11 protein-coding genes and 1 pseudogene are annotated in these 13399 nt (G+C 62.5%); 6 read left to right on the top strand and 6 right to left on the bottom strand.

The genetic code is table 11. The features are described from left to right. Window positions 1-54 precede the first annotated feature (54 nt). Complete coding sequence (locus NKH98_RS30620; RefSeq protein WP_352904036.1) at window positions 55-1092, top strand: endonuclease/exonuclease/phosphatase family protein; 1038 nt, start codon at window positions 55-57, stop codon at window positions 1090-1092. A 30-nt stretch (window positions 1093-1122) separates the two neighbouring features. Here the strand turns inward: NKH98_RS30620 and NKH98_RS30615 are convergent, their stop codons facing one another. The 3 genes from NKH98_RS30615 to NKH98_RS30605 all read right to left on the bottom strand — a co-directional run bounded on the left by NKH98_RS30615 (window position 1123) and on the right by NKH98_RS30605 (window position 3799). Next, window positions 1123-1719 carry a DUF922 domain-containing protein gene (locus tag NKH98_RS30615; RefSeq protein ID WP_352904035.1) on the bottom strand — a complete coding sequence of 199 codons (597 nt, stop codon included), beginning with the start codon at window positions 1717-1719 and terminating at the stop codon, window positions 1123-1125. A gap of 111 nt (window positions 1720-1830) precedes the next feature. After that, window positions 1831-3510 (bottom strand): electron transfer flavoprotein-ubiquinone oxidoreductase, encoded by a 1680-nt coding sequence (locus NKH98_RS30610; RefSeq protein WP_352904034.1) that lies wholly within the window; start codon window positions 3508-3510, stop codon window positions 1831-1833. 106 nt (window positions 3511-3616) lie between these two features. Next, window positions 3617-3799 carry a hypothetical protein gene (locus NKH98_RS30605; RefSeq protein ID WP_254820002.1) on the bottom strand — a complete coding sequence of 61 codons (183 nt, stop codon included), beginning with the start codon at window positions 3797-3799 and terminating at the stop codon, window positions 3617-3619. Between NKH98_RS30605 and NKH98_RS30600 the strand changes: the two genes are divergently transcribed. The 3 genes and pseudogenes from NKH98_RS30600 to NKH98_RS30590 all read left to right on the top strand — a co-directional run bounded on the left by NKH98_RS30600 (window position 3750) and on the right by NKH98_RS30590 (window position 6236). After that, window positions 3750-4394 (top strand): hypothetical protein, encoded by a 645-nt coding sequence (locus NKH98_RS30600; protein WP_352802365.1) that lies wholly within the window; start codon window positions 3750-3752, stop codon window positions 4392-4394. The two genes, NKH98_RS30605 and NKH98_RS30600, sit on opposite strands and share 50 nt — an antisense overlap. 37 nt (window positions 4395-4431) lie before the next feature. Continuing rightward, entirely contained in the window at window positions 4432-5313 is an 882-nt protein-coding gene (locus NKH98_RS30595) for a uracil-DNA glycosylase (RefSeq protein ID WP_352904033.1), read from the top strand. Between the two features lie 105 nt (window positions 5314-5418). Next, a pseudogene (locus NKH98_RS30590) lies at window positions 5419-6236 on the top strand (helix-turn-helix domain-containing protein). Here the strand turns inward: NKH98_RS30590 and NKH98_RS30585 are convergent. Continuing rightward, a complete protein-coding gene (locus NKH98_RS30585; RefSeq protein WP_502894347.1) occupies window positions 6237-7214 on the bottom strand; it encodes a DMT family transporter in 978 nt (325 codons plus the stop codon). Then, the gene (locus tag NKH98_RS30580) at window positions 7211-7429 is read right to left on the bottom strand and encodes a hypothetical protein (RefSeq protein WP_352904049.1); all 219 of its coding nucleotides are present in this window, start codon (window positions 7427-7429) and stop codon (window positions 7211-7213) included. Before NKH98_RS30580 ends, NKH98_RS30585 begins: the two co-directional genes overlap by 4 nt. A gap of 153 nt (window positions 7430-7582) precedes the next feature. Here NKH98_RS30580 and pepN point away from each other — a divergent pair, with 153 nt between their 5' ends. Both pepN and NKH98_RS30570 read left to right on the top strand, forming a co-directional pair. Continuing rightward, a complete protein-coding gene (gene pepN / locus NKH98_RS30575) occupies window positions 7583-10228 on the top strand; it encodes an aminopeptidase N (RefSeq protein WP_352904032.1) in 2646 nt (881 codons plus the stop codon). Between the two features lie 189 nt (window positions 10229-10417). Then, a complete protein-coding gene (locus NKH98_RS30570) occupies window positions 10418-12742 on the top strand; it encodes a PAS domain-containing sensor histidine kinase (RefSeq protein WP_352904031.1) in 2325 nt (774 codons plus the stop codon). 51 nt (window positions 12743-12793) lie between these two features. Here the strand turns inward: NKH98_RS30570 and NKH98_RS30565 are convergent, their stop codons facing one another. Next, window positions 12794-13273, bottom strand: a complete 480-nt coding sequence (locus tag NKH98_RS30565; protein WP_352569858.1) for an EF-hand domain-containing protein — start codon at window positions 13271-13273, stop codon at window positions 12794-12796. Window positions 13274-13399: the final 126 nt, after the last annotated feature.

Below are 13399 nucleotides of genomic sequence, written 5' to 3'. Positions count from 1 at the left end.
GTCAGGACATTTCGTCATCTTGATTGAGCCGCACTTCTGCCGATAGACAAAGCGATGGCACGTATTCGGGAAATGACGGTTGCGCTGGCATTCGTCGCAATGCTTGCACTCTCGGCCGCGCTGGTGGCCGGGTTTTTCGGATCGCTGCATCCGGCCCTCGATTCCTTTGCTCATTTCCGCGTCCATTTTTCGGTGCTGATGGCGCTTTGCGCGCTGCCCCTGCTCGCCACCTCGTTTCGCCTGCAGGCTGCGGCCGCCTTGCTGTTTGCGGTAGCCTCCTTTGCCACCACGTCGAATGCCTTGCCGCTTTCGCGGCTATGGCAGGTGCAGGCCGCCTACGAAGCCAAACCTGGTGACGAGCCGGTCTACCGCCTGCTGCAGATGAACCTCAGGTTCAACAATCCAACGCCTGAGAAAGTGCTGTCGCTGATCGGCCGGACCCAGCCCGATGTGATCACCCTCGACGAGGTGTCCGAGATGTGGAAGGCAAAGCTTGGGCTGCTGTCCGGCGCTTATCCCTACCGGATCCTCTGCCCGTATCCCAATGGCGTGTTCGGCGTTGCGCTGCTGTCCAGACGACCGTTTGCCATAGGCACAGCGCCGCACTGCGACAGCCGCGGCGCAATGGCGATCGCCACGGTCGATTTCGGCGGAACCGACGTCGATGTCGGCGCCATCCACCTCACCTGGCCATGGCCGCACAACCAATCACGGCAGATTGGAGGGTTGTCTGACGAAATCGCCTCGCTTGGCGAGACGTCGATCCTGGCGGGCGACTGCAACGCAGCGCCATGGAGCGCCGCCGTCCGGCGCGTCGCAGCGCTTGGCAAGCTGACTGTAATGCCGTCGGTCGGGCCGACCTGGCTCTACAGAAAGCTGCCGGATTTCCTGCGCTTCGCCGGACTGCCGATCGACCAGGTTTTCAGCAAGGGCGCCATCGTTATCCGTTCGGCGTCGACCCTTGAGGACACCGGCTCAGACCATCTGCCGGTGCTGGTGGAGTTTTCGCTACGGTCGCATGAACAAAAGCCGCTCGACGAGCACCAGACGGCGACCGCGCTTGCAGCGCTGCCTGGCGGGACGCGAAGCTGAAAATCCGCAGTCCAGTCTCGACCTGGCTTATTACTGGCCCACAAAAGCGCGGATGAGGTGCTCGACAGGGCCGCCGTCGCGATGCTCGTGCGCATCGAAGGCGATCTGCTTTGCCTCGTATTCGGCATAGATGGCATTGATCCGGCGCTTTGCCTCGCGACGTGCCTCGAAACAGTGCGGGTCATCAGCGACTGTCAGCCCTCGAACCGACTTTTCGGTGGCCCGCATCATCTGTCTGGCGATGCGGCCATGGGTCTCTTCATGGGCGCGGACGCCAGCGAAGAACCGCTTCCACCGCTTCTGCAGCGCCGGCGACGTGGCTGAGGCTAGTTTGGGATAGGTATAGAAGAGATTGAGCGTCCCGTTGGCCTGGCGCAGGCGGCAGACGCCGTGTTCCTGATAGGCGTCGAAGGTCCAATCATCGACGCTGTAGCCGGTCTGCGCGATGGCGTGGGTCATGAAGCCGTGCTTCGGCCCACTGCGATCCATGGCCTCGATCAGGGCCGCGCCGGTGGTTCCGGCAATGTTGTAAGTTCGTGTCTTGACCAGCACCTTAGTGCCGGCCAAGGCTGCAGGGGCGCACAATGCCCCGATCGCCACAACGCTCGTCAGAACTGCCAGGCGCATTTTTCCTTCCTCCCTGTCGCCGCAGAAAGGAAACACAGGCAGGCGGTTTATTCAACAATCCTACGGTTGCGCTGCTCCTCATCTTGTTTAGTCCGGAACAAACCTTGTGACTTACATGTTCTGGTAGACGGGGCCCTCGCCGCCCTGTGGCGGCACCCAATTTATATTCTGGTTCGGGTCCTTGATATCGCAAGTCTTGCAGTGAACGCAGTTTTGCGCGTTGATGACGAAGCGCACATCCTTTGCCGCAGGATCGGCGGCGGCATTGCCGTCCTTGTCGACCCATTCGTAGACGCTGGCCGGGCAGTAACGCGTCGAGGGCCCGGCATAGACGTCATGTTCGGAGCGCTTTTGCAGGTCCATGTCGGCGACGAGCAGATGCACTGGCTCGTTCTCCTCGTGGTTGGTGTTGGACAGGAACACCGACGACAGCCGGTCGAAGGTCAGTACCCCGTCCGGCTTCGGGTAGGCGATCTTCTGGTGCGCGGCGGCCGGTTCCAGCGCGGCGTAGTCGGCCTTGCCGTGCTTCATCGTGCCGAAGGGCGAGAAGCCGAACAGCGTGTTCAGCCACATGTCGAGCCCGCCAAGGCCGACGCCGACAATGGTGCCGAAGCGTGACCATAGCGGCTTGACGTTGCGCACTTTCTTCAGGTCCTTGCCGATATCGGTGGCGCGCCAGGTCGCCTCGTAGGAGGCTAGCTCGTCATTGGCGCGGCCGGCGGCTATCGCATCACAGACATGCTCGGCCGCCAGCATTCCGGAGAGCACGGCATTGTGCGAGCCCTTGATGCGCGGCACGTTGACGAAGCCGGCCGCGCAGCCGATCAGCGCGCCGCCGGGGAAGGACAGTTTCGGCACCGACTGCCAGCCGCCTTCGGTGATGGCGCGGGCACCATAGCCCAGCCGCTTGGCACCCTCGAAGGTACCGCGGATCGCCGGATGGGTCTTGAAGCGCTGGAACTCGTCAAAGGGCGACAGATAGGGGTTCTTGTAGTTCAGGTGAACGACGAAGCCGACTGCCACCTGGTTGTCCTCGAGATGGTAGAGGAAGGAGCCGCCGCCGGTCTTCATGTCGAGCGGCCAGCCGAAGGAATGCTGCACAAGGCCCGGCCGGTGGTTTTCCGGTTTGACCTGCCAGAGTTCCTTGAGGCCGATGCCGTATTTTCCGGGCTCGCGGCCGTCGGAAAGGTGGTATTTGGCGATCAGCTGCTTGGCGAGCGAGCCACGCGCGCCCTCGCCGATCAAGACATATTTGCCCATCAGCGCCATGCCCGGCGCAAAGCCCGGACCGTGCGTGCCGTCCTTCTCGACGCCCATGTCGCCGGTGACGACGCCGGTGACCGCACCGGCCTCGTTGTAGAGCAGGCCGACCGCGGCAAAGCCCGGATAGATCTCGACGCCGAGCGCCTCGGCCTTGGTCGCCAGCCAGCGGCAGACATTGCCGAGCGAGACGATATAGTTGCCGTGATTGTTCATCAGCGGCGGCATCAGTATGTTGGGCAGACGGAACGAACCGGCGGGGCCGAGAACCAGGAAATGGTCGTCGGTGACCGGTGTCCTGAAGGGATGACCCTCCTCTTCGCGCCAGCCGGGCAGCAGCCGGTCGATGCCGATCGGATCGACGACGGCGCCGGACAGGATGTGCGCGCCGACTTCGCCGCCCTTTTCCAGCACGACGACGGAAAGCTCGGGATTGACCTGCTTGAGACGGATCGCGGCGGCGAGGCCGGCCGGGCCGGCGCCGACGATGACCACGTCGAATTCCATGCTTTCGCGTTCGATATCGCTCATCGACCCCTCACTGGCTCGCTATTCCCGGCATCTTGCTGGCTCACGCGCTGCATAGCGCATCAAATAGCGACGGGAAACCGGCGCGGACGTGACAATACCGATTTCGTCAAAAAGTCGCGTCCTGCCACACAGATTCGCGGTGGCGAGCATCAATCTTCAATCCTATTCCGTTTGCACAGATATGTCGCACTGATGTTTTTAATTGTTCGACGGCTTGCTTATCGGCCATACTTCCCGCCATGCGCATATTCAGGCCGGCTGGCTTTTCATCGACGCGCTTTTTTTTCACGCCCGGCCGGATTTGCCGTGCGGCGCTGTTGGCGCTTCTGCCGCTGACGGCTCTCGATGCCCATGCCGAGCAGCAACTGGTCTGGGCGACCGGCGCCTATTCCTTTTCCGACGAGCGCGGCGGCTTCCGCATCACCGGGGCTTCCGGCATCGGCACGAAAGAGGATCCGCTGGTCATCACCGAAGAGTTGAATTCAGCGACGCCGGTAACGCTTGCCATTCGCACGACAAAGCCGATCCAGCCGTTCGGCAAGGCGGGAGACTTCGCCAATGGTCTGATGTATATGCGCATCGACGTGCTCAACAATAGCGGCCAGGCCTGGGTCGAGTTCCAGTTCGAACTCCAGGAGATCCTCGACCAGCCGAGCGTGTTCGGCGACGGCCTGTCGTTTGACCAGCGCAACAAAACGCCTGAAAATATCTGGTCGAGCAGCTACGCCGATTTCGACCGCAATTTCGAACCGTATGACCGCCTGCTGTTCAAGAACGGCAAGATCGACCCGCTGAAGACCGCCAGCTTCTATTTCCTGATCACCGACTACACGCCGCGCTGGACGTTCTATCTGGTGCAGGATCCGCGCATACCGTCGAGCTGAACTTGCAAATTCAAGCTTTGCGGCCGAATGTGAAACCATGACTGCCGCCCCCCACAATAGCCGAGCCGATCTCGCCGAGCTGCTGGCCTTCTACGCCACCGCCGGCGTCGACGAGGCACTTGAAGAACAGCCGGTAAACAGGTTTGCAGAAGCCAGGCCACCGGAGCGGGTGCCTGCGGCGGCCGCTGTGCCGCCCAGTGAAAATGCGGCGCCACAACGCTCGACGAGCGTATCGCGCGCCGAAATGGGCGAGAGACCGAGTACAGCACCGGCAGTGCGAACGTCCCCGGCCATGTCAACGGTGCCCGACGAGGCGCAAGCGGCATTGGCGCGGCAACTGGCAAGATCGGCGGCAAGCCTCGACGAGCTTCGCCAGCACATGGCGGCATTCGACGGCTGCAATCTCAAATTCACCGCCAAGAACCTTGTGTTCGCCGACGGCAATCCGACTGCCGAGGTGATGCTGGTCGGCGAAGCGCCGGGTCGTGATGAAGACATAGAGGGCTTGCCGTTCGTTGGCCGCTCCGGCCGGCTGCTCGACCGCATGCTGGCCGCGATCGGTCTTGACCGGACATCCGTCTACATCGCCAATGTCATTCCCTGGCGGCCGCCGGGCAACCGCACGCCGACCCCGCACGAGACCGAGATCTGCCGGCCGTTCATCGAGCGGCAGATCGAGTTGGTCAATCCGAAGGTGCTGGTCAATCTCGGCGGCCCGTCGGCAAAGACCCTGCTCAACACCTCTGAAGGCATATTGCGGCTGCGCGGCAACTGGCGCGTCCACACGACCCCGTCCGGCGTCGCCATTCCTGCCATGCCGACCCTGCATCCGGCCTATTTGCTGAGAACGCCGGCGCACAAGAAGCTGGCGTGGCGGGATTTCCTCGAAGTGAAGGCGAAGTTGCGGGCACTTGGGTAATGGTGCAGAGCGCGTCTTCAGTTCTCCCCTTGCGAGGAAGGAAGGGCGGCATCATGACTTCGCAGGTAATTGAAATGCGCCCACTGCCGGCCTAGTCATCTCGTTATGACAGCAGCCCAGATTTCCGCCGGCAGTCTCATTCGCGAATGGCGTACACGCCGGCGCATGAGCCAGCTCGACCTCGCTATGGAGGCCGAGATCTCGCAGCGGCATCTGAGTTTCGTTGAAAGCGGCCGCGCCGCACCCTCGCGTGACATGGTGCTGCATCTGGCGGAGCAGCTTTCGATCCCGCTCAGGCAGCGCAACCAGCTGCTGCTGGCCGCCGGCTTTGCCCCGAGCTTCGGCGAACGACCACTTGACGATGCCTCGATGGCACCGGCGATGGCGGCGGTCGAGACCGTGCTCAAGGCGCACGAGCCGTTCCCGGCGCTTACCGTCGACCGGCATTGGAACCTGGTGTCGGCGAACGCCGCCATCGGCCCGTTCCTCGCCAATGTCGCCGATGCCTCCCTGCTGAAGCCGCCGGTTAACGTTTTGCGCCTCAGCCTGCATCCCGGCGGCATCGCGCCGCGTATCGTCAACCTAGCGGAATGGCGAACGCATCTTCTGGAGCGGCTGAAGCGGCAGAACGACGCTACCGCCGATCCGGTTCTGGTCGAGCTCGAGCGCGAGCTTCGGGCCTGTCCGTCCGGCCTTAGAGGCAGCCGGCCGGCGCCCGTCGAACCGAACGCGATTGTCCATCCGCTCAAGCTTGCCCATGGCGACGCGGTGCTGTCGTTCATCAGCACCATCACCGTGTTCGGCACGCCGCTCGACGTGACGCTGTCGGAGCTGGCGATCGAATCTTTTTCCCCGCCGACGAACAGACGCGGGCGGTGCTGGTGCGGCTGGCGACAGAGCGGACTGACGCAGCGAAGCCGTGATCACCCTTCCGGCGCGACGGCCTTGCGGGTGCGGGTGCGTTCGAGACCCAGCTGGCGCTCGCGCCAGATGATGAAAATCCCCGCCGCAACCACGATCATGCCGCCGACCAGCATATTGATCGTGGCGACGTCGCCAAAGACCAGATAGCCGACGACGACGCCGAGGATCATCGAAGTGTATTCGAAGGGTGCCACGACGGAAGCCTCGGCATGGCGATAGGCCGAGGTCATCAGGATCTGGCCAAGCCCGCCGCAAAAACCCGCGGCAATCAGAAGCCCCGCCTGCGCTGGCGTCAGCGCCTGCCAGCCGAATGGCAGCGAAAGCAGCGCCATGAGGCTCGCGGTAACCGAAAACCACAGCACAATGGTCGCCGTCCGCTCGCTCTGGACGAGGTTGCGAACCAGGAGCATGGCGATGGCCGAGATCGCCGCGGCTATGAGGGCGGCAATGACGCCGAGCACCTCCTGATCGCCGAGGGCAGCGCCCGAACTGAGCAGCGTCAGTTCCGGCCACGAGATGATCAGCACCCCGACCAGGCCGACGGCAACCGCACTCCAGCGATATATGCGGATGGCTTCGCCGAGGAAGATCGAACTGAACACCACGACCAGCAGCGGCTGCGCGTAGTTCAGCGTGATCGCCTCCGGCAGCGGCAGCCGCGTCAGCGCGAAGAAGCCGAGCCCCATGGCACAGACACCGACGACGCCGCGCGCAATGTGGTTGAGAGGGCGCTTTGTCGAAAAGGCGGTTCCGAGTTTTCCCTGGAAGGCGAGGAAGGCGATGATCGGAAAGATGGCAAAGAAGGAGCGGAAGAAGACGATCTGGCCCGCCGGCACGGTGCCTGCCGCCTTGATGCAGGACGACATGCCGACGAAGACCGCCACCGATACGATCTTGAGCACGATCCCGGTCAGCGTGCTGTGCTCGCCGGCAAGGTCGCCGGCAGCAAGCACTGGCAAATCCGGTCTGGCTGTCACGCCCGTTTTGCTTCCTCGATCGCCCAGATGCGCGCCGGCGTTGCCGGCATGTCGATATGCCTGATGCCGTAGGCGCGGTAGAACGCGTCGGTCACCGCATTGAGCGCGGCAGGCGTCGATCCGATCGTATCCGCCCCGGCGCCTTTGATGAAGGCCCGATCGTCGCGACGCAACACAGAGGCGCTCATCCCGAATTTCGGCGTGACGATGGTCATGGAAGCCTCGCGATGATGCTTGGAAATGATCGCCGGAAATAGACGTCGCTGCAGTTTTGTCGAGGGACCGTTTCGTGTAAAGAGCGCAGACTTCAAATTATTTGGACCAGCGGACCCGCCCGCCGCTCCCGGATCGACAGGAAAAATCAAGGAATGCGCACAGATACCGGCCAGGTCTTCAAACTCGAAGACTATCGCCCCAGTGATTATCTGATTCCGGAAACCAGCCTGACTTTCCGCCTTTCGCCTGAAGCAACGCATGTCACCGCCGTGCTGACGGTCGAACGTCGCGACGAGATTGCCGCGTCGGTGCCACTGGTGCTGGATGGCGACGGGCTGACGCTCCGCAGTATCGCCATCGACGGCCAGGAATCGAGGCCTGCGGATGTTCTCGTCACGCCCGATCAACTGACAATCATCAGCCCCCCTGCCACAAGGCGCTTCCAGCTGAGAATTGAAACCGTGTTGGCGCCGGCGCAGAACGAAGCGCTGATGGGCCTCTATCGCTCCAGCGACGTCTATTGCACGCAATGCGAGGCCGAAGGCTTTCGCCGCATCACTTATTTCCTCGACCGTCCCGACATCCTGTCGGTCTATACGGTGCGTATCGAAGCTCAGCGCAATGAGGCGCCGCTGCTTTTGTCCAACGGCAACCCGGCCGGCAGCGGCGAGCTTGCCGGCGGCTGGCACTATGCGGTCTGGCACGACCCCTTCCCCAAGCCGTCCTATTTGTTTGCGCTGGTGGCGGGCGACCTCGGCAAGATCTCGGACAGCTTCATTACCCTGTTTGGCCGCAAGGTCGAGCTCGGAATCTATGTCGAACCGGGTAAAGAGAGGCTCGCCGGCTACGCCATGGACGCTTTGAAACGGTCGATGAAATGGGACGAGGAGGCATTCGGCCGCGAATACGACCTCGATGTCTTCAACATCGTCGCCGTGTCCGACTTCAATATGGGCGCGATGGAGAACAAGGGCCTCAACATCTTCAACGACAAATATGTGCTGGCCGATCAGGAAACCGCGACCGACGCCGATTTCGCCAATATCGAAGCCATCATTGCGCATGAGTATTTCCACAATTGGACAGGTAACAGAATCACTTGTCGTGACTGGTTCCAGCTTTGCCTGAAGGAAGGCCTGACCGTTTTCCGCGACCACGAATTCTCCGCCGATCAGCGCTCGCGCGCCGTCAAGCGCATCGCCGAGGTACGTACGCTGCGCGCCCATCAGTTTCCCGAGGACCAAGGGCCGCTGGCGCATCCGGTGCGGCCGCGTCGCTACCGCGAGATCAACAATTTCTATACGGCGACGGTCTATGAAAAGGGCTCGGAAGTCGTGCGCATGATCCACACTATCCTCGGCGCAGAGACGTTCCGCGCCGGCATGGACCTCTACTTCGAACGTCACGACGGCCAGGCGGCGACGATCGAAGACTTCATCAAGGTGTTCGAAGACGTTTCCGGTCGCGACCTGTCGCAGTTTTCGCTCTGGTATCATCAGGCCGGTACGCCGAACCTGACCGTCAGTTCGGCGTATAATCCTGCGGCGCAGGAATTCACGCTCGAAATCGAGCAGTCGGTGCCGCCAACGCCGTCGGAAAGCCGCAAACGGCTGATGCACATTCCGCTTGCCTTCGGCCTGGTCGGCGCCGGCGGAGAGGCGACAGCCTATAGCGGCGTGGAAGGGGCGAATGTCGAGGACGGCGTCATCCATATCCGCAAACGCCGCCATGTCGTCAGGTTTTCCGGGATTGCCGAGCGGCCGGCCATGTCGCTCAACCGCGGCTTTTCGGCGCCGGTGACGCTTTCGGTCGAGCAGCGGCCCGACGACCAGTTTTTTCTGGCTGGCCACGACAGCGACGCCTTCTCGCGCTGGCAGGCGTTCAACACGCTTTTGACCGATGCGCTGATTGCAGCTTTCCGCCAGATCCTGGACCACACGCAACCCGAGTTTAGCGCCCGGCTGACCGGGCTTACCGGCAAAATAGCCGGCGACGAGGCGCTCGAACCCGCCTATCGGGCACTGGCGCTGGCGCTGCCCGGCGACGCCGATATCGCCCGCGACATCGGCAAGAACATCGACCCCGACGCCATTTTCGCGGCGCGCGCGGCGCTGGCAGTTGCGATCGCCGAGGCCAACCGCGAGATATTCTCCAACTTCTACGATCGGCTCGCCGACAATGGTCCGTTCAGCCCGGACGCGGCCAGTGCCGGGCGGCGGGCGCTGCGCAATGTCCTGCTGGACTATCTCTCCTTGCTACCGGGAGGTGCGGAACTCGCAGCCCGGCACTTCCAATCGGCGACCAACATGACGGATCGTGCCGCGGCGTTGACCGTGCTTGCGCACCGTCACCACGGCTCACCTGAGGCAACCAAGGCACTGGCCGATTTCGAGGCGAAATATGCAACCGATCCGCTGGTCATGGACAAATGGTTCCAGATCCAGGCCAGCGTGCCCGGTCCGCAAACCGTCGACACGGTGCGCGCCTTGACCAGCCACCCAGCGTTCTCGATGGTCAACCCGAACCGGGTACGCTCGCTCATCGGTACGTTTTCCAGCGCCAACCAGACCGGCTTTCATCGCGCCGACGGCGAGGGCTACCGGCTTTTCGTCGAAACGGTGCTGCAGGTCGAAAAACGCAACCCGCAGGTGGCCGCCAGGCTGGCGACGGCGCTCAGGTCGTGGCGCTCGCTCGAACCCGTGCGGCAGGCCAAGGCAAGGGAGGCGTTGCTTTCAATCGCCAATACCGAGAAGCTGTCGGCCGATTTGCGAGACATCGTCGAGCGCACCCTGGCGTAAGCGACCTCCCCTTCTCCCCTTGTCGTGGGAGAAGGGAAGACCATCCGAAAACCCATTATTTTAGTCGATTTTTAATCTTTTTTCGCCGCGCCTCTGGACAAGGCGAATCACCTTTGATTCTTTAGTGACGATTCGGAAGTGCGGCGTTGCCGGATCGTCAAGCGGACAGAAAATCGGGGAGTGCCATTTATGGCGAAGGCGGACGCGTGGGGCGCGCCCGGTGGGACGGCGTTTGAGCGTCGCGAGGCGCGAAACGACGGTCTCGCGGGCAATACGCGGCTCATCGCCGAACCTGCCTACCGACGGCTGCTGGCAGCCGAGCCGCTGTTGCGGCGATCGATACCGGCCCTCATTATCATGTTTCTGTTGATCATCGCAGTACTGCGCTTTCTGTCACTGATGAACGAGCGCGACGAGATTGAGCGCGACGCCAAGGCGATCCTTGCCCTGGCCGCCGGCCAACTGGCCAGTTCGATCGCCGACGCTACCATGGTTTCCGCGCCAGGTGCGATCCAGGACCTGCTGGAGAGCACCGGTCGTCAGGGCGCGATGGGCCGAAGCCACGTACTGGCGATCACCGACAGCGCCTTCAAGATCATTGCCGTATCGCCGCAGTCGATGCACTGGGAGGGCCGATCGCTCGATGGCGTCGTGCAGGGCGGGCAGCCGCTGTTCATGTTCGGCGACCGCGCCGGAGTGATGGAGGTCAGCATCGGCGGACAGGACTGGTACGCGGCAGTGAGCCTGGCAAATGGCCGAAAGGGTGCCGCGGCAGCGTTCGTGCCGCAGGAGGCAGTTTTTGACGCCTGGCGGAAGACGGTCTCACTCAATGTCACGCTGTTCGTGCTGACGGCCGGCGTGCTGATCGTCATCCTTTATGCCTATTTCGGCCAGGCGGCGCGTGCCCAGGCCGCCGACCGCATCTATCTCGAAGCCCACCAGCGCATCGACATGGCGTTGGTGCGCGGCCGCTGCGGCCTGTGGGATTGGGACATGGTGCGCGGCAAGATGTACTGGTCGCGCTCGATGTACGACATGCTGGGCTACGAGCCTTGCGACACGATGCTGTCGTTCGGCGAAGTCGACGAAATCATTCATCCCGAGGACGGCGATTTGTTCGAACTCGCCAACAGGATCGTCGCACGCGAGATCGACCATATCGACCAGGTGTTCCGGATGCGCCATGCCGACGGGCAATGGGTTTGGATGCGCGCAAGAGCACAGGTTATCGACCCGGAAGCGCCGGAGATCCAGCTGATCGGCATCGCCGTCGACGTCACCGAGCAGCGGCACTTGGCGCTGCGCTCCGAAGCGGCGGACCTGCGCCTGAGGACGGCCATCGAAAACATCAACGAATCCTTCGTGCTGTGGGATTCGTCCGAGCGCCTGATCATGTGCAATTCCAAATACCAGCAGGACAACGGCCTGTCGGATCGCGACGTGATGCCGGGCGCCCCGCGCGCCGTGCTGGAACAACGCATGCTGGCCTTCGCCTCGGAGCGGCGGCTTGCCAATACCAACGGACCGCAGGGGGGCGTAACCTTCGAGCGCCAGCTTGCCGACGGCCGCTGGCTGCAAGTGAACGAGTTGCAGACAAGGGACGGCGGCACCGTCTCGGTCGGCTCCGACATCACCCAGATCAAGCTGCACCAGGAGAAGCTGGTCGACAGCGAGCGCCGGCTGATGGCGACAATCCACGACCTCAGCCTTGCCCGCCGCGCGGAAGAAGAACGGGCTCGTGAGCTCGTCGAGCTCAATCGCAAATACATGAAGGAAACCGAGCGGGCCGAAGCGGCAAACCGGGCCAAATCCGAATTCCTTGCCAACATGTCGCACGAGTTGCGCACGCCGCTCAACGCGATCATCGGCTTCTCGGAACTGATGGAACGGCGGCTGTTCGGGCCGATGGGGTCGCCGCGCTACGAAGAGTATGCCACCGACATCAACGGCAGCGGCAAATATCTTCTCGGCGTGATCAACGACATCCTCGACATGTCGAAGATCGAGGCCGGCCAGTTCGCCCTGGATCAGGAAGAAATCGATCTCTGCCCGCTCATCAGGGAGACGGTTCGCGTCGTCTCGCTGCAGGCGGCGGAAAAGTCGATCACCGTCGAAACCCGCATCGCCGATTCGCTGACGCTGTTCGCCGACCGCAGGGCGATCAAGCAGATCCTCATCAACCTTCTGTCCAATGCGGTGAAGTTCACCGGGCAAGGCGGCCACATTTCGGTCAGAGCCCGCAGCATTTCCAGCGCGCTGATCCTGACGATCGAGGACAATGGCTGTGGCATCCCGAAAGCGGCGCTGAGCAAGCTCGGGCGGCCATTCGAACAGGTGCAAAACCAGTTCTCCAAGAGCCATACCGGCTCCGGCCTCGGCCTCGCCATCTCGCGCTCGCTGGCCGAGCTTCAGGGTGGCGCGTTGAAGATCCGTTCGACCGAAAGCATCGGCACGATCGTCTCGGTACGCATCCCGATGAAGAAAGTCGCGCAGGCGGTCAGGGCGGCTGCCTGAATGACCAGATAAGTCTCCGGCGGCTCGCGCCGCCGGAGCGGTTGTCAATTCTCACTGCATGCCGTCAGCGCCATCATTGCCCTCGCCGTCCCATTGGCGGTGACGGCCGGGGCCCTTCGGCAGTTCGTTCTTCTCGATCTTGCCGTCATTGTCACGGTCGAGCATGGCGAACACCTTCTTCTGGCGGCTGGTGATGTCGTCGGCGGTCAGCGTGCCGTCGCCCTTGGTGTCGTAACGGGCGATGATGCGCCTGGCCATCTGCTCGAAGCGTGCCTTCTCCAGCGCGTCGGCGAGCTGTGCCACGGTCAGCTTGCCGCCATTGTCAGCGACCATCTTCTTCAGCCGCGCGTTCATGGCGTCGGAGAACTGGTCGAAGGTGATGGTGCCGTCATTGTCCTTCATGACTTTGCCGAGGCGCATCATCATGCCGTCGCGCGGCCCGGCGCCGGAGTGCTCGTCTGCATAGGCCGCGGTGCCGACGGCGCCGGCCAGGGCTGCGAAAACGAGTGCAAGTCTGGTTGTCTTTCTCATGGTCTTCTCCTGTTGCATCGTCACCCCCGATGCTAGAGCGGCGGACTTTCATGTGAGTCCATAGCCTGCGGCAGTGAAGTAGTTTCTGCATTCTGTTGGAGAGAAGAGATTGCAGATATCGCCAAT

The sequence above is a fragment of the Mesorhizobium sp. M0833 genome, from assembly GCF_040319905.1.
Classification (GTDB): domain Bacteria; phylum Pseudomonadota; class Alphaproteobacteria; order Rhizobiales; family Rhizobiaceae; genus Mesorhizobium.
The sequence above is the reverse complement of the archived record's forward strand: the minus strand, read 5'-3'. Positions and strand labels throughout refer to the sequence as shown.